Here is an 18,409-nt window from a genome sequence, read left to right on the forward strand (position 1 = left end):
GAAAGGCTGTATGAAGACTTCACTAGTCCTTAGTTCCTTGTTTTTCGCACAAGCTGCTATTTTACATGCCGCGATTAGTCAGACATTTGAAACGGGAGAAGATACTTCAAACTGGGGATCAGGTTCTACTTGGTCTGGTTTAGGAATTACTGCGAGTACATTTTTAGATTCATCAATAGGAGGTTCTAGCTCAGGATTTGGAGATCACAATGTTCAAAACTATTCGCGGTCATTTCAGAATAACACAGAGGGATTGGTGGTCTCTACGGATACCTATGAGATGAGTATGTATCTGATCTTTGATCAGTTTGATGTGTCGAGTGGAAGTGGGAAATTTGAGGTTTTTGATGGTGACTATGGGTCATCTACAGCCAATTTGAAGGTGGATAGTACCGCAGGTATGGAGTGGCAGGTGAATGATGGTGGAAGTTGGGTGAATTTGGGGCTTACTGCACAGGTTGGTTCTATTTACCATATTTCCTATATTGTAGATCCTACTGGAGGAACGTATTCAGCTTCTGTTGCTGAAGTGGATACATTTGGAGTGGTTCAAGGAAGTTCAGTGAGTACTTCTGGCGTCGATTTTCAAAGTTCTAATGCTGTGGGTAACAATCAGAGTGGTAAATTAGGATTTCACATCGATGTGTCTTCGGCGACTGTGGATTTCCGAGTCGACAACATCAATATCGATGCGATTCCTGAACCAAGCACTACAGCGTTTGGTATGAGTGCTTTACTTGTTGGTTTGTTACGCCGCAGAAGGTAGAACCCTTTTTATTGGCGATAGTTCATGATCGTTGATACTGGGGAGATGTGTTTACTCATATAGCGCAGCTAGATCATGGTATTAGTTCAGCGTGCTTATGTTTTTGTGGGCGGCTCCTAAATTGAGCTAGATCTAGTGTTTGATGGTTGTGTCACACCTTTGTCGTGTGGAGCTGTTTACGAATGTTAAGTGATTGTCGTTACTTAAATCGGGATAAGTTGTGGATATCGCATATCTTGTTGTGTATCAGCGGGGAGGTTTCTCCTTGTTTAGGAGAGGGGCTAGAATATGAATAGTAGCCAAAGTTGGCTAAAGTCTATTAGTCACTTTTGACTGGCTAGGCTACATCCTGTCCCCTTGTGTGCTCCCCATCAGGCAATGTGCTTAGTCAAAAACCTATGGTTTAAGACCCCACACATATGACAGCACCACTCTCTGCTAGGCTTTTTTTCCTAAGTTACATTTTCTTACTCGGCTCGATGGAAGCTGGGATTAGTATTCATGGAAATTCTGATTCCTACACCGAAACGGGTGGCGACTGGATGTCAATGGGCAGTAATGACATTAGCAGTGACGGACAACTAGGTTCTGACGGCTATCTTTTTTACGGCAATTTCAATGGGTCTGCGCAGGGGGGGCAAAGTTATACCGAGCATGTGGGGCAATTACCTAGTTATGTAAGTAGTCACCAGTCAGGGGGGGATTTTGGCGCTGTGGTAGATGAGTATGGTAGCTATGGATCTATTGATAGTCCCTTGGCTCTTGATGGTACGGATGAGGTGGCGGGAATCGCAATTGCAAATGGTGGAGCAGATACAGCTGGTGCGACACATGAAATAATGTCTTTTACGATTGATTCCGTGGCTGAGGGAGAAGTGATCCGAATCGGGGTTTTAGCGGGAGTTGAAGGTAACGTTGATGGGCGCTGGGATCCGACATCTTTGACTCTTTCTGATGGTGTAAACAGTGCGACAGTAGGAGACCATGCTACTTCAGCTTTAGCGATTAATCCTGGAGGAGTGAATGCTGGCTGGGTGTTTTTTGATGTGAACGCTGCGGGAACATATACGATTTCAGGCACACAGCGTATAGATGGAAATGACGGTCCTAGTATTGGCGGAATTACATTTGATTCAGTGAGTGGTACTAAGTTATTGGCTGGACGTAGTCTAGGGATCGACTTTGGTGATACACCTCCAGTGGGATGGTCAAATTTTAATCATTTTTCGGATACAGCAATTGAAGATGGAGTTACTAAATCTTTTGTTGAATTAGGTGCTGGATATCTCAAGGATACCGAAGGAAGTCCGCTTAGTGGGGTGGGGTTTAGTGTTACTAATAAAACGGGTAAGACATCTTATTCTTTGAGCGGCGGCACAAGCGGTTCGGGAGAAATCAGTGATTCTAGTATTTATAGTGATGCATTGATTGCCAACGATAACTTAGCAATCCGCCTTATTGATGGTGATGCACAGATTGATGATTCTAATGATCGTGCGCATTTTGTTCTCACTTTCACTGGCTTAGATGATGACGTTACTTATAACCTGACAGGTGGTTTTTATAATAATAACTCGAATTTTAATGCGATTTGGCAATCTGATGGCGAAAATGCAGTAACTGATTCTACGGCTGATGGCTATATCACGCTGACCGACCTTTCTACAGATGGCAGTGGAAATTTAGTGATTAATGTGATTAGAGCGGGAGAGTTGAATGGTCAACATGTTGCTCTGTCTGGCTTTGTGCTTGAGGCTGTTGATTATACAAATCCAGATGGTAGTTTAAATTTTCCTCTAGAAACTCCAGAGAATGCTTATACTTTTCCTAATGCTTTCCCTAATTTGAGTTTTACTGAGATTGCGTCACTTGAATCGCTCCCCGGTCATCCTGAAAAGCTGTTTGTTGTCGAGACTCGTGGTGTGATTTGGATGATTCCTGATGTGACGGCTGAGATTCCGACAAAGGTTCAAGTTTTAAATAGATCCTCTGTGAATACTGATAAGTACCTTAACGGAATGGGGGGCGTGGCTTTTCATCCTGATTTTGATACGAATGGCTATATTTATGTTACGTATCCAAGCCAGAATAATTGGACTCGTCTCTCGCGTTTCACCGTATCTGACCCTAGTAACATAACACTTATTGATAATGCAACTGAGCAGGTACTTATTCAGGAGACGTTTCATCGTTCACATGGATGGAATCGCTTGATGTTTGGGCCAGATGGTTATCTTTATGTACCGATTGGAGATGGTAAGCAAGTGAGTCACCAAAACCGTCCTGCGGATCGCCTCACTCAGACAATTGATGAAGGCTTCTGGTCGTCTATTTTACGGATTGATGTGGATAAGAAGCCGGGAAATTACGAGCCGCAGAATCTTGTAAGTGACGATACAAACGGGAAATGGACAGTGCCGACCGATGGGAATGGCTTAGCGTATTATTCTATACCAGCAGATAACCCATTTCTTAATCAAGTAGCAGCCGATGGCTCAGGAGTGAGTTCCGCTTTTAATAAGGCAACCGATCCGACCAAAGTGCGTACTGAGATGTATGCAATTGGTTTTCGTAATCCTTGGAAAATTGGTTTTGTACCTGGGACTTCTGATCTGTGGGTCGCCGATGTAATGGCTTCGCTTAAAGAGCGCTACATGATTATACCTAAAGGGGGAAATGCTGGATGGGCGTTTTACTCAGGTACGAGTGATGTTGAGTGGTTACAGACTACCTATGGAGTGGCTGCCCCAACTGGGGTGCAGTACGTGCAGCCAGTGGTGGAGTATTACGTTACTGATAATGATAGTGGTTCTCAGAATAAGTCGATTATCGGGGGGGAGTTTTACCAATCATCAGACATTCCAACTTTGACTGGTGCCTATATCATGTGTGATTACAATCGAGGTGATATATGGGCGGTACATAGAGAGGATCACAGTGATTTTCAGATGGTGGATCCAGTACTCCAGTCAGATGGCAACTATGCGCTTGATGATGTAGGTATTACAGAAACGACGCTTGGAGGAGTCTTTGCTTTCGGTGCTTATAATGCAACAGTTGAGAGGCTTGGGGTACAGACAGGCATTACAGCGATGCTGCCCAACCCGACGACTGGTGAGATGCTTCTTGCAGACAGTGACGGTGGGGGAAGTAATAATATTATCAGAAAGTTGGTCTTCAGTAATGGAGATTTCGATAGTCATTTACCACAGACCTTGACTGAGACAGGTGCTTTTGAGGATGTAGAGACGTTTGAGGTTACTGAAAAAATGCTGCCTTACGATGTGAATCTGACTTTTTGGTCGGATGGTGCATCGAAGAGTCGCTATTTCAATATGGTCGATACAAGTGAACCGATGACTTACTCTGCTGACGACTTTTGGGAATTTCCAACGGGGATGGTGACGATGAAGCATTTCGATATGGATCTCGATTTGGATAATCCTGGAACAAATGTGAAGCGTATTGAGACACGATTTTTAGTGAAGTCTTCAGATGGTTTTTACGGAATGACCTATCAATGGAATGATGAGGGGACGGAAGCGACATTGGTTGGTGAAGATGGTGTGGATGTAGAGCTCAGAATTACTGAAGGAGGTTTGACGCGTAATCAAACATGGCGTATTCCATCGCGTGGTCAATGTTACCAATGTCACCATGACGGGAACAATGTGATGCTCGGCTTCAATTCGCGTCAGCTGAATCATCTCGGCTCACTTGAGGGAGAAGCAGGTAATTTCCTCAGCTTGCTTGAAAATGCTGGTTACTTGAGTGCTGTCGGAGCAGATCCGGGAACTCTGCCAGTGCATCACCAACCGGGCGATGACAGTATTAATATCCAAGAGCGAGTGAAGTCGTATTTAGCGGTGAACTGCGCGTATTGCCATTATGAGGGGAATGGTGCGGTACCTGACTCATGGAGTGGGCAGGCGGATTTTGAGCTAGAACAAATGAACTTGCTCCATGGAGAGGCGATAGGAGCGCAGGTAGTTGACCATACTGACCGCTTGATCGTCCCTGGAGATACCGCCAATTCGATCATTCTAAGTCGCGCATCTGCAACGAATGATTACGGACGTATGCCTCCAGTGGGGTCGAATGTGGTGGATTCAGAGGGGGTGGCATTGATCACTGAATGGATTCAGAATTATGCCAATGCGAAGCCCATGATTGCTGAGCCAGAGACGCCACTTTCAGTGACTGAAAATTCTGTTGCTCAAGTGGAAGTGGGAAGTCCAGATGCGAGTGATCCAGATGCCGCACAAGTAGATCGAGGTACTTTGACTTACTCTATCATCGGCGGCAATGCGGATGGGATTTTCACCATTGACGCGAATACTGGTGTGATTCGCTTAGCGAAAGATGGGCCAGATTATGAAGAAGCGAGTCAGCACAATTTGACGATTCAGGTGACGGATGGATTCAGTGCAAATCCTGGTACAGCATCAGCGGTGATTGCTGTAGCGGTGAATGATATTCCTAATGATGATAGTCAAGGAGATGGGATTGCTGACGAGTGGGCATTGGCTCATTTTGGTTCTTCATCGATCAATCCGTTTGCTGATAGTGATCAGGACGGGGCGGCAGAAATTCTGGAGTATTGGGGGAATTCTGATCCGCTTGATGCGAGTGATGGCTTTGTGTTTGAGGGAGTCGATTCTAAACCCAATGATGGTTATTACTTTGAGTGGGTGATGCGTGATTCACTGCTTGCTGATGTGGACTACCTCGTGAAAGGAAACACCACGCTCGGCACCGAGTTTAGCACCTTGACACTCGATGAAGACTACACGATTGAGTCAACAACTGCTGTCGATGGTAAGCCCGGTTTGAGTCGAGTGCGGATTAAGGTGACGACTGCTAGCGACAAGTATTTTCTTCAACTGAGCTCTCCATAAGGTCTGATCTTTTCTAGTAGGCTATTTCGAGCGGAAGGTGCGACTATTAGCGACAAGGTAGATGAGATCTTGAAGCTTATAATCAGTTGTTTTCGCATATTCTAGAACCTTGAGCATTTCTTCTTCGTCAGAAAACTCTACTGGGCGTCCGATACCGTAGGAGGTCAGGGAGTCGATTAAGTTTCTTGCGAGTCTGTGCTTCTGGGTTTGGAGGAGTTGTTTGAGTTCTGCTAGACCATTGAAACGCATTCCGCTGACGAGTTTGGCGCTGGAATCGATGTCAACCTGATCGCTGCCGACTGGCTCAGTTTCTCTCCAACGACCGATGGGGTTGAAGTTTTCGAGCCCGAAACCGATCGGGTCGATTTTATCATGACAGGAAGCGCAAACTTTTTGATTGCGATGGAGTTCGACCATTTCGCGATTGCTAAGTGGTTTGGTAGATGCGGCTTCGAGCTCTGGAACGTTTGGTGGAGGAGGAGGCGGTGGATCGTTGAGCAATTTTTCCATGATGAGAGTACCTCGGATTACTGGAGATGTACGGTCGCCAGAAGAGCCAATGGTGAGGAAGGCCGATTGGGTGATAAGGCCACCTCTTTGGGTGCTCTTGCTAATGGGGATTTTTTCAAATTGGCTGGTAGTTTTGTTGCCCTTGATTCCATAAAAGTCAGCCAAGTAGGAATTGATGACAACAAAGTCTGAGTCGATGAGTTGGTCGACGCCGAGGTTTTCTTTGACGAGGACTTTGAAGAACTCGATGGGTTCTTGGTAGCTGGCAAATTCGTTGGCTCGGCTGAAGGGGCCGAATTTTTCCCAATTAACCGAGATTCCTTCGAGTCGGTCAAGGTCGGCCCACTGACTCATGAAGCCATGGTAAAAGGCTTCCGCACGTGGGTCCGCGAGCATGCGGGTGACCTGTTTGCGGAGTTCTGCAGGCTGGAAAAGCTTTCTGGAATCTGCCACTTTGTAGAGTTCTTCATCTGGTGGGGCACTCCAGAGAAAATACGAAAGGCGGGTGGCGAAGGCGCGCTGGCTGAGGTGCTGGGATTGGGCGAAGTTGTTTTCTTCGAGATAGAGGAAGCCAGGGGAGGAAAGCACGAGGCCGATAGTTTCGCTCATTGCGTCTTCGTAATCGAGACCTTCCTCCATTCTTGATTTAAAGTAGTTTTCTAGATTATTGAGATACTCTAGCCCGGGATTCACTCTACGGAATGCTTCGAAGCAGAATTTTTCGAGGAATTCACCAACTGTATTTGTTTTGGCTAGATTTTGGCCGTCTTCGCTGATGAGGTCGCCGAAGATATTATACTTGGATTGATAGAATGGGCCCTCAAGCTCTACCCAATCGATCCAGATGTTAGATTCGACGGGAGCTCCCATGTGTTTGAGATAAATCGGGTACCAACGGCCGGGGTTAGTGATGCCTCTGGGGAGTGGCTCGTAGAGACGGATCTTTGTTTTTTGGTCTGCGACATCCGTTCCGAGCGTCGTTCTAGGGAGGTTTAATTCTGCAGCCGATGGCTCTTCTGGAGTGCCTGTAAATCCAATGAGAGAAGCGATTTGTGTGTGGTGGCTGAAAATACCAGTAGGAGTACTGACTGCTACGAAGTTGCGGACTGGGATGTCGTGATCGATGGCGCCGCCACGTACGCGATAGAGATAACTTGCTCTAGGGTCTTCACCGTGTGGGATTTCGACGTAGCGGCTGGTGCGACTTCCTCTATAGAGGTATTGGCCGCTGTCGTACATGGGGAGTGAGCTGTCGGTAACTTCGGGGTCTTTGAGATCTGCTTCTTTTCGGATGGTCTCTGGATCAGCGTAGGGCTCACCAGACCATTTGAAGCCTTCTTTGGCGATCGCAGTGCCGATGCGCATGTATTGTTCTAGCAGTGCTCCATCAAAATATTGATCTCTGCCCGCTGTATCAAAATGCTCGCTTCTGATATCATCAGGTATGAGGTCGGCTTCGATATTTAGTCCGAAAAGGTGCTTAATTGTTTGGGCGTATTCGCGTTTGTTGATTCGGCGGATAATATTTTTGCCGCCAGTGGATGCGAGTGTTTTTCTAGCGATGTGAAGGTCTTTAGAGAGTGAGGCGAGGACATTTTTAAATTCCTCATTGCGAGGTTGGGCGCGGTCTTCTGGAGGCATTTCTCCAGCGTTGAGTACGTCTAGGATATCTTGCCATTCTTGAGCTGCAGTGTCGTTGGTAATGGTCCAATGGAGGGTGTCGACACGGAAGTCGCCTTTTTGTTTTTTCGGGCCGTGGCAATCGATACAGTATTTTTTGAGGAATGGAACGGTGTGTTGTTGGCTGATCGTTGCAGTGGGGGATTCTGCGGCTTGCAGCGTACAAGCAGCTATTGCGCAAAAAATGATGCGGATATTTTTGAAGAAAAATGGCATGGATTCTATTCGTAACTATTCTTACAGATGTAAAAATGTGACTGATTCAACCTATTGGAAGATAAGTAGTTGAAGTATCCAAAGGATCGTTCAAGGTAAATGATAATAATCAGACAATCGTGATGAACCCAATAGCAACCAACCTGAAAACCCGCCGCTCTATTTTAAAGATGGGAAGTTCTATTCTCGCGCTTCCATTTTTAGAGACATTTGCAATGGCAAAAGGGACGAGTGCTTCAGTGGCCTCTGCGGCTCCTAAGCGGTTGGTTTTTCTAGGTGGTGGTTACGGATTCACACATCAATCCTTTTACCCGAAAGAAGCTGGGAGATTTGCTGACATTGGTTTGACCCAAGGTTTGAAGCCACTGGAGCGTCACATCAATGACATTACGATGGTCGACAAGCTCTTTAACCCGAACATTACAGATCCTCACGCGGGCACTGCAGGTTACTTAGCGGGCGCGAAGAATAAGGTTTCGTGCGACCAGGTGGCTGCTCAATATTTTAGTGGTCAGGCTCGCTATCAGTCTCTGGTTTTGACCGCGATGGGTGATAATGGAACGAGTGGGCACGGCAAAGGTGGTCTCACGCTTTCGTGCAGTACTCAGGGGAAACCGATGGATGGCATTAAGCGTCCAATTGATTTTTATTACACATTGTTTGGCGATGGTGAGAAGTCGCCGAAGGAGGTGGAGAAAATGTTAGCACAAAAGCGCAGTGTGCTCGACGTAATCGCTTCTAATGGAACTACGATGAAGCGCAGACTAGCCAAGCACGACCAAGAACGACTTGAAGAATATTTTCAGAGTGTACGCGATATCGAACTTGGTCTCGAGCGTCAGGCCAAGTGGGCGCATGTGCCGAAGCCGGAGGCCCCGTTCGATGAGCCATCGCAGGACCTCACAGGTGTCGAGGAGGTGAAAATCATGCTCGATATGATCATACTCGCTCTCCAAACGGATTCTACGCGTGTCGCAACTTACCGATTCCCAGTGGAGTCATTATTGAAGAGTATCGAGGTCAGTATTTCTGGGCATGTGATGAGTCACTACAGTTCTTCGGTGACCAAGAGACAAGATTCAGAGAAACGTGACAAAGCTGTGATGGAGCTGTTCGCACATTTTATTGATCGCTTGAAGGCGACCGAGGATAGGAATGGCGGAACGCTCTACGATTCGACGATTGTGAATTACGGGTCGAACTTGCGTACCGGCCATACTCTCCGTGGCTGTCCAACAATTCTTTCCGGCGGAGGCGTGACTAACATCAAGCATGGTAGTCACATTGTGCTTCCGGAGCTGACGCCCACATCGAATTATTGGTTAACTCTGCTGCAAGAAGCTGGAGTTGAAGTAAACCAGTTCAACGAGAGTAGTGGTGTCGTTTCTCAGATGTTGAGTTAAGCGGGGAAAAGGAGAGTTGTTTGCTTTCCTTCTTCAGCACCCACTCGGAAGTTGGGAGCTGATCGAGTGGCAGGTTATAGACTCGGCTAAAGCTATTGCTAGCTGCGTCATAGTCAGTCTGCCAGAAGTCATTGCCGTGCACAGATTGGTCGAGTGGAACTGATTTTCCGTCGATGATCTGATAGAGTGTGTAGCCGGTGGCGGATTTAAGGCCATTGAAATGGATCGGGACGTAGCCTACGCCGCCTTTGATTTTCACCTTCACTTCATTTGCTTGAGATTGGATTTGGATTGGGTAATTCCGGTGTAACTCCCCACCTTCGACGTCTACGGTGAGGTCATTGCCTAAAGCTTCACGATAGATCGTTTTCCAAGAATTTGGATTTTCAGTGAGGTGCTTACGGTAGAGCTCGTTTGGCCCATAATAGTCATCGGCCTTGCGATGGAGCGTGACCCACTCGAGATCCATTTTAATGGTGTCACCTGGTTGAAAACTAGTGACCCCAGCTGGAGCAGTGAGAGTTAGATCTAGATTGATGGTGTCATCTGAGTTTACTTGATGAACTGGTGCTGAGATGGAAGGTCGGCTGTAGGTTTTACCTCCTAGTGTGGCACTGTAGCTACGAATGACGAGTGCACGGTAGCCGTTGCCTTTATTGATTTGATCGTCACTAGGGTGGGAGCCAGGGAAGCTGATCCACCATGGAGCTTGTCCTTGAAGCTCCGTTTTTTCGATGAGCGATTCTCCTTTTTTTAAGGTGTTAGGAACCTCGAGTTCTTGAATGAGGCCAGAGGCATTTCCGTAGGCGAGCTTCGGAGCCGTGTAGTGGAAACTACGGCCCATTTTGAATAGCCAAGAGTCTTTTACAGAGACTTCCTTATCGAAGGTGTATGAGAACTTCTGAAAGGTTCGAGCGTAATCGTCGGTGCGTAGTGTTTGAATTTGGGCGTCAAAGGAAAGTTCGTCTTGGATGCCATAGTTGCCAGTGTAGCGGGCATCTGTTAGGCAGGGGCCATGCGCGTGGTAGCTTGTTTTTAAATTATTAGGATGATGGCGTTTCCCTTGAGCATTATTGATGCGGATCCAGTCCCCCCCCCAACCAGCTTCGGTCCAGCTCCATTTTTGACCCTCTTTCCCCTTGCGTGCCATGAGCATACGCACGTCGGTCACTGCGACGTCGACGAGGCTGCGGTCGGTGTCAAAACAAATGGTTTCGCCCCAGCAACCGATCGCGAGCTGATCCCAGCGATTATTTCCGCCGTATCCGATGAGTGAGAGCTGAGCGTGTGAGGCTGAAGGGAGTGTGCCGTAGAATCCATAGGCGATTCTGAGTTTATAACTGTGCTTGCCTGGAGCAACTGGAAGAAGTGAGTAGGCGCGAAGGTAGGAGCCGAGTTTGGGATAGTGCCAATTTTTACTGAGCTGGACATGGATGCCAGTTGGGGTTCCGTCTGGATGACAGAGGATGGGAACGAGTCCGGTGATGTTAGCGACCTTGCGCAGATAGAGCATGAAGGGAATTTCACGCGTGGTGTCGCTTTTGTTCTCCAGTTCTAGCGTGAATTCATCGTAGTCACGTATGTCAGTGTAACCGGTCTTCCACTCGCGTTTGAGGTTTTTTACCTCGGCTAAGTGACAATTTAGTTCAGGAGTGAAATCAGCCTCGATTGCTTGGCCGTCGCCGGTGTGTACAGTCACTGAGAGGTCTTGCTGATTTGATTTTTTTTCATTGAGGTTGCAAGTGAGCGTGAGTTTTTGCTCCTCGTTCATACTCCACTGTTCGAGCACAGGGCTTCGAGCTTCCCAGGTTTGGTCGGCTGCTATTAATTGAATGCGAGCAGAAGAGTTTTGCCATTGGTCGATTGATGGTTTCGGGTCAGCGGGGGTGTCGAATGTTTTTTCGAATGCGAGCCCGCCTTTATTTGTTAGAGCGTCTGGTTTCGCATGGTGGGCTTTAATCTCTTTAGCTGTTAGAGCTTTGTTCCAGAGACGTACTTGGTCAAAACTTCCGTAGGAATAGAGTTTTGATTTTTTATCGTTAGAGCCGAGTTGGAAATTTCGTGGGAATGCTTTGAGAGCACCGCTGACGGCTTTGCTGCCTTGTTGGTGTCCATCGACATAGTAGCGCATGGTTTTACCGTCATAGCTGAGCGCGAGGTGGTGCCAGCCATCGAAGTTAAAATGTTTATGGCCAGTTTCTGAAAGTCTGTGAAGCTTGTGGTGTCCGGCACCGATATTCATACGTGCTTCAATACGGTTGCCGCGAATGTAGAATCCGACTTGGCCATCGTCTACCACACCTACCTGTTTACTGAGAAGCCAGCCATTGTTCTGTTGCTGTGGGTTGTTAGGGACATTGACCCAGGTCTCGAGGGTGAAGGCTTCACCGAGTGGGACATCAGACCCAGGCAGTGCGTGTGGAGTCTTGGAGACTGTGTGACCATTCCCTGAGACTCCTAGAGAGGGGCCATCTTTAAAGACTGGCTCAGGTGTGATCTCACTGGTGAGAGTGAGTGAGTCTGGCCAGGACACGATTTTGAGTGTGCCTGCACAGCTAAGCTTGTTTCCTTCCTTGTCTTCAAAAATGAGATTGTGAAGGTCATAGTGTTGGACATAGCGACCTGCTTCCCACATCCATGTGTCTTGTAATCTTCTTGGGTTACCTGCTGCACCGGTGAGACTGTGTGTGGCGGTAAAAATTTGATTGTTTCTAGCAACTTGAATAAGGAGTTCCGCTTCAGGAAGCTGCTCCATGACATTGGTGTTAGATGCTTTGTCGATACGACCGAAGTGGGCTTTTGTAAGGTTCCCAATGTCGACGATGAAACCGTAATTGTTCGTCTCGAAAGCGAGTTGGTCCGCCGATGTGTCGTCTGGGTTTTTGCGGAATCCATTTACCCAGTAGGCGGAGCCCTGTTTGTTTAGAGTCTGGAGTGCTATTGGCTCCGAGCTTGGTGATGGCTGCTGTTCTGATTGGGCTATGACCTCACTGTTAGAGAATAGCATTGAGCCAGTGAAACTGAGAATAGTGAGAGCGCGAGTCATAATTTTTAGGCGAAGGAAAGTTGTTTCTGTGATGCGTATATCCGATAGAAACTCGATGAGTCTAATTACAAACCACGAGCTAAGAAGTTTTCAGGATTCTTTCTTTTCTACTAAGGAATGTCATTACTGAAGCACGCCATCTATATACAGAAATTGCGACATCACTATCCCCTTAAAATAGGGGGGGAGTGACTTCAAATGTGTAGCGAATGCGGTCTCAGGCCAACTAAATCGGAGAATCGAAATTCTGTTATTAATTGGCTCAATGCATCAGCTTCGTTCTGGAGATATTTATAAAATGTATGTGGTTTCTCTTCAATCACATGGTCTTGCAGTAGATGGGCTAGACATAGACGTCTCAGAGAGGGTAGTAGTGAGTGATGAAAAAACTTCTACTGCTCTTGTTTTCTGTATCTCCACTCCAAGCTGACCAAGTTCGAGTTTACTTCGGGACAGGGGCTGAATGGATCTATAGCTCGTTGTTCGACACGGATTCAGGTAAACTAACAGATGCTGAAAAAATGGTAGAAGTCGTTCGTCCTTCATTTATCACGATGGGTGACGGAGTGCTCTATTCCACTTCTAATAAGTTTGGGCAGCAGGGTGGCATTGCTGCATTGAAAGTGGCAGAGGATGGAGGCCTAAGTTTGATGAATGAAAAGCCGTCGAACGCTGCAGGGAATTGTCATGTGAGTCTTGATGCGAGTGGGAAGCTTTTATTCTTTGCAAATTATTCCGGTGGGAGTGTTGGTGCGATAGCACTCAAGGAAGATGGTTCACTCAGTGATACTGTGAGCATGGCCGAGCATGAAGGTTCGAGTGTTCATGAAAGTAGGCAGAAGGGGCCTCATCCTCATTCGATGTACCATGGGCCAGAAAATAAGTATGCGTATGCGCCCGACTTGGGGACGGATGAGATCTGGACCTATCGCTTTGATCTCAGCTCAGGAAAACTCAATTTAATAGATAAGGCAAAGCATCCAGATGGGGGAGGACCGCGTCATATGAAGTTTAGTAAAGATGGAAACCAGGCCTATGTGCTGAGTGAGTTGACGCTTGAGACAGTGATTTATGATCGCGATCGGGAAACGGGTAAACTCACAGCGCGCGACTCGGTGAGTAATCTTGAGGAAGGAAAAGATAAATCTCAGATGACGTGTTCCGAGATCCGTGTCTCTGAGGATGGTAAATTTGTGTATGCAGCGAATCGTGATCTTGCCAATAAAAACAGAGACAGTGTTAGTGTCTTTGAAGTGAAGACAAATGGTGGGCTGGAGTTAGTTCAGGTAGTCGGTGCTGAAGTGTGGATACCAAGAAATATTAATATTAGCCCAGATGGTAAATGGCTGCTTGTGGCTGGGCAAAAGTCGGATCTAGTGACCGTTTTTTCGATCGATACGGAAACTGGCCAATTGGAATTCACTGGGCACAAGGTCAAGATCCCTTCTCCGATGTGTGTTGAGTTTATGGCACAAAAGAGTGAGTAGAGGGTAGCATCTGTTTTTACAGACTTCGATGAGGAAGTAGCTACGAACCCAGAGCGTGCTATGCTCGCTCTGGGCTGGGAGAAGACTCACACTGGTGTTTTTATTTCTTAGCTTTCTTCGAAGAGGAGAGCGTGAAGGTTTTGATTTCGGTTTCGGCGGATGGGACTGGTACTCCAACTGCCCAGTGGATACCATTGACGATGAGTCGCATGGAATTGGGTTCGGAGAAATCTCCTGCGTGGCCGAGTGAGGTGTAGAAGGTTTTTCCTCCGTACTTATTGTTCCATGTCCAAGCGACTTTGTCGGTCATTTCAGCTTGGAGCTCGTGGGTGCCGAATTGGTTGGTGCGGGTGTGCGCTTTTCCACCCTTTGGGCTGCCAGTACCGAGGATAAGTGGTTTGACTCCTTCCTCAGTTTTGCTGAGATAGAGGGTCCCCGGTGATGACCACGTGCCTGAGATTCCAGTTAGGATGGGGTGGTTCTTTTCACTGTCGATGACATTGAGCTGCGTTTTTCCAGCTAGGTGAATGAGGTAGGGGGAGCCTAGCACGTCGCGTCCAAAGCCGTTGTTGAGTTCGGACTTCGGGCTGTCTTTTGGGTAATTGAATCCATGGCCGCTGGTACGAAGCCCGACGACGGGTTTCCCAGATTCGACATAGCCCATGAATTGATTGTATTGCTCACCTTCGAGTTTAAGGAAGCGGGTGAAGAAGATCGCGAGGTCAGTGTCTGCTAAGACTTCGAGCCCTGGGAGTCCGCGCTTGTCCTTTTCCGGATCCCAGTCTGGGTTGACGATGGATACTTCAAAGCCAAGTCGCTCAAGCTCTTTTTTGAGCTCAGGCATGGTACGCTGGGGTGAGTAATGGTGGGTTCCGACGACGATAGTGAGGTGTTTCTTATCGCTTTCAGCCTGTAGCAGACATGTGCATGCCAAGCTCGCCGCAATAGCGGAGTAGAGTTTTTTGAATTTCATTATCCTTGTTGTTTAATGGTTATCCACAGTGTTTACTTGAGTGATTCCAGCCACTTAACGAGCATGTCGACTTCTTTGTCCGAGAGCTGCATCGGGGGCATTGCTGGGGCAAAGCCTTCTGGATACATCGACATCGGTTTTTTGATCGCAGTGACGAGGTAGTCATGATCAATGGTGACTTCTTTCTTTGAGCCATCGGCCAAGATCACTGTTTGCTTCTTGCCTAACAGGCCTCGCAGAGCGGGGCCAACAGCTTTGGTGTCGATGGCGTGGCAGTTTGCACAGTTTGCTTGGAAAGTCCTTGTGGCGAATTGTTTCCAGTTGGCGCTCTGTTGTTTTTCGAATTCTTGCGCCCATACTTCTTGCTCTTTTGCGTTGGAGGCATAACTGATCGAGTTGGGCTTATTTCCTGATTTATCACAAAGGTAGATGTTAGCTGAGGCGCTAGCGCGTGGTGCCTTGGTGATGGTGTACTCAATCTTGTTAAGACCTTTTTGGACTTTGAAAGTATTCTGTGAATCTTTGGTGTGCGGACTGCCTGTGGCAATGACTAGGGGAGTGTCATTGGTAGTAAGATTCATACCAGGGTTGTTGTCGTGACCGATGACTAACTCACCTTTCGTTTCACTTTTGAAGTATACGGTGCCTGACTTAGCTGACTTGCTTTTTAGCCATTGATTTTTTGCAATGAAGGAATCTTTAGCGATGTCTAGGAGAGGAAACTCTGGAGCTAAGCCTGGGCGGTCTTTCCATCCCGCCATTTTCTTGACTGTTGTCAGTTGCTTGCTGGATGTGTCTTGGATGGAGTTGATGATGTTAGTCCATTTACCGTCGGTGAGCTGGAGGTGTGAACTTACGCTTACCAGTGCGATTTTAAGACGGTCGTCTGGGTGCGAAGCGAGTTTAGTCGCGATCGAAATGGCTTCACTACCGAGAGCATCATTCCACCAGCGAAGGGATCGTGTGGCGGCACGAGCCACGTTTATGTTGTCACTATTTACTAGTTTTTTGATAAGCGAAGTGTCTTGGAAGTGCTTCATGCGCTCGTAGAGCCAGAGTACTTCGAGGGCGAGTTCTTCGTTACTTTCGATAGCTGCTTTATGTCGAGCAATGGCTTTTAGAATGGAGTCATCATCGTGCTTCTCGAGTTCGACACGAGCAGTTTGTCTAATTTTGAGATGCGGGTGCGCGAGGAGTTCGATAAGTTTATCTGGTGATTGACCATCTATTACCACTGGGGTTACGAGTGGAGACTTTTTATGAGTGACTCGCCAGATGCGTCCATTGGCGTAGTCGCGTTGTTTGTCACGGACGGAGTGTTGAGCGTGACCAATGATCGGATAATAGAAGTCTGAAATATAAAGTGCTCCGTCGAAACCAAATGCTAGGTCGGTGGGGCGGAATACTTTATTGTTGGACGCAATCAGTGTCGTCTTTTTATTGGCAGCCTTGTAGGTGCCGTTGACGAGTTTGAGAGGTGTGTAGTTTACTTCGTTCGTGTTGAGTAGGTGAGTGGTTAGGAGACCATTTTGCCACTCTTTAGGGAAATGTGGGCTTTCGACATATTGCGCTCCACAACCTTTATCGTAACGGAATGGCATTCCTAGGCTAGTGGGGGCAGTGCTGGCCATGGGAATCCAGATATTATAAATGTCAGCATCTTGGAGTTGGCCGCCGCCGAAGTAGTGCATGGATTCCCCCCATTTATTGAAGGTTATTTTCCAAGGGTTGGGATCGGCACTGAGACGCTCGGTGGTCATTTTGCGAGTATCTAAATCATAGGAAACGACGGCGGTATCGATGGTGTGGAAGACGCCATGTGGAGTTTCGAATTGGCCGCGGTGAAAGAGCGCCTCAGAAATGAGGAGGTCTCCTTGTGGAGTTCTGGAGAGGTAACCACCATGGTGGGTGTCGGTGTTGTCGAGGCCACGGACGATTTCTTCCATATAGTCAGCTTTGTTATCTCCTGTGGAATCTTCGAGGTAGATAATCTTACGTGAAACAGAGGCAATGATACCATTTTTGTAAAACGTAAATCCATCTGGTAGATCGAGTCCGTCTGCGAAGATGCTTTTCTTATCTGCTTTGCCATCGCCGTTGGTGTCTTCAAAGATGAGGATTTTGCCCTTGGGTAATTCACCAGGGAGTGGGTGCGGGTACGAAGCGAAGCAGGTGACCCAGAGTCGTCCATGGGTATCGAAATTGATCTGGAGTGGGTTGATGAGTTCCGGGTAGTCTTCACTAGAAGCGTAGCAGTTTACTTCAAAGCCATCAGCGAGGGTGAAGTCCTTGAGGTCTTCATTTGAGCTTTTGATCGTACCTAAACCTCTCTTCGGCTTTTTGTCGGGCACGTCAATGCGGAGGACTTCGAGTTCTGGCATGGGTTGAGCCTTAGTAAGATTGGCAGCTTGTTTCCAGATGGATTGATCAAGAGTATTACCTAGCTTGAGGTAGTGAGGAATTTCCGGTAGGTATTCGTAGGTGCGTGCGCGGATGCCGTAGTAGCTGATACCGTTTTGCGGATGGTAGGCTTGGGCGATTTCTCGGGCTTTGCGTGAAACAAGTTTTTTGAGTGAAGCAAAGCCTTTTTGAGTAGTGAGTTGGTCTAGGCTATCTGGCTGTTCTGAGAGCTTGGATGCAAGGATTTGTCCAACTTTGCTCGCGCCGGCTGGAGTGAGGGCGAAGCCGTCGGAGGTGTATTTTTTGTCGGTTCCTTGGAAAAGTTGTTTGGTCGGTTGGAAAAGGTCAACGAAGGTGACGCCTTTTTCTTTAGCGACAGAACTCATGACTGCACTGTATTGTTCTAACAAATTGTTGCGATCATTGATGTCGGGGAGCATGAGGCTGCTCACTTTTTCAGCAGCGGTGGGTGAAACGATAATATATTCACTCTTAGGGTGGCGCTTTTTGATGAGCTCAATGTAGGAGGTGAGCTGGGCTTTAAATTCGTCGAGACCTTCTGCACCGTCATAGGCTTCGTTGCCACCAAATGCCATGATGATTCGGTCTGCTGGCCATTGTTTGACGAGGTAATCGAGGTGCGTGCCGAAGCGTGAGGCGCGGATGCGGAAGTCAACTTGGTCACCCATGTAAGCCATGGATCGGTATTGGACTTTTTTGTTAGGAGTTGAGGCCTGCATGAGGGCTTCGAAAGTGCCTTCTTCTTGGAGGCGCTCGATGAGGGAATTGCCGTACATGAGCGTCATTCCATCATTGTTGATCTGGACGTTAGGAAGCTGTGCTTTCTCACCTTTTTGGGTCTTAGTAGCGTTTGCTGGAGTTTTGGCTGCCCATGTTGGCTGTGAGCTTAGCAAGGCTGTCATGAGTGCTACGTGAGAAAGTTTCATAGATGAATTTCGGTTAGTGATAGTGTTTTAAAGAAAGTGGATTGCCTGTGCAAACTGGCGGTAGTCCTAATTATTATCGTAAT

At 47.4% G+C, this 18,409-nt stretch carries 8 protein-coding genes; 4 read left to right on the plus strand and 4 right to left on the minus strand.

All coding sequences use genetic code 11. From position 1 onward, the window contains the following. The first annotated feature begins 10 nt into the window (after positions 1-10). Positions 11-766, plus strand: a complete 756-nt coding sequence (locus tag ACFPK9_RS12470; RefSeq protein WP_377095238.1) for a hypothetical protein — start codon at positions 11-13, stop codon at positions 764-766. A 419-nt stretch (positions 767-1,185) separates the two neighbouring features. Next, the gene (locus tag ACFPK9_RS12475) at positions 1,186-5,664 is read left to right on the plus strand and encodes a PQQ-dependent sugar dehydrogenase (RefSeq protein ID WP_377095239.1); all 4,479 of its coding nucleotides are present in this window, start codon (positions 1,186-1,188) and stop codon (positions 5,662-5,664) included. Between the two features lie 21 nt (positions 5,665-5,685). Here ACFPK9_RS12475 and ACFPK9_RS12480 read toward each other — a convergent pair whose 3' ends face one another. Next, positions 5,686-8,070 (minus strand): DUF1592 domain-containing protein, encoded by a 2,385-nt coding sequence (locus ACFPK9_RS12480; RefSeq protein ID WP_377095240.1) that lies wholly within the window; start codon positions 8,068-8,070, stop codon positions 5,686-5,688. A gap of 122 nt (positions 8,071-8,192) precedes the next feature. Here ACFPK9_RS12480 and ACFPK9_RS12485 point away from each other — a divergent pair, with 122 nt between their 5' ends. Further along, positions 8,193-9,473 (plus strand): DUF1552 domain-containing protein, encoded by a 1,281-nt coding sequence (locus ACFPK9_RS12485; RefSeq protein WP_377095241.1) that lies wholly within the window; start codon positions 8,193-8,195, stop codon positions 9,471-9,473. Here the strand turns inward: ACFPK9_RS12485 and ACFPK9_RS12490 are convergent. Then, a complete protein-coding gene (locus ACFPK9_RS12490) occupies positions 9,433-12,519 on the minus strand; it encodes a LamG domain-containing protein (protein ID WP_377095242.1) in 3,087 nt (1,028 codons plus the stop codon). The genes ACFPK9_RS12485 and ACFPK9_RS12490 overlap by 41 nt on opposite strands. Before the next feature lie 380 nt (positions 12,520-12,899). Between ACFPK9_RS12490 and ACFPK9_RS12495 the strand changes: the two genes are divergently transcribed. Continuing rightward, positions 12,900-14,006, plus strand: coding sequence for a lactonase family protein (locus tag ACFPK9_RS12495; RefSeq protein ID WP_377095243.1), 1,107 nt, complete (start codon positions 12,900-12,902; stop codon positions 14,004-14,006). Positions 14,007-14,106: 100 nt separating this feature from the next. On the opposite strand, the gene ACFPK9_RS12500 is transcribed toward ACFPK9_RS12495, so the two are convergent. Both ACFPK9_RS12500 and ACFPK9_RS12505 read right to left on the minus strand, forming a co-directional pair. Further along, positions 14,107-14,979, minus strand: coding sequence for a ThuA domain-containing protein (locus ACFPK9_RS12500; protein ID WP_377095244.1), 873 nt, complete (start codon positions 14,977-14,979; stop codon positions 14,107-14,109). A gap of 32 nt (positions 14,980-15,011) precedes the next feature. Beyond that, complete coding sequence (locus ACFPK9_RS12505) at positions 15,012-18,326, minus strand: DUF7133 domain-containing protein (protein WP_377095245.1); 3,315 nt, start codon at positions 18,324-18,326, stop codon at positions 15,012-15,014. Positions 18,327-18,409: the final 83 nt, after the last annotated feature.

It is taken from the genome of Rubritalea spongiae (assembly GCF_042652385.1).
In the GTDB taxonomy this organism is placed as follows: Bacteria; Verrucomicrobiota; Verrucomicrobiia; order Verrucomicrobiales; family Akkermansiaceae; genus Rubritalea; species Rubritalea spongiae.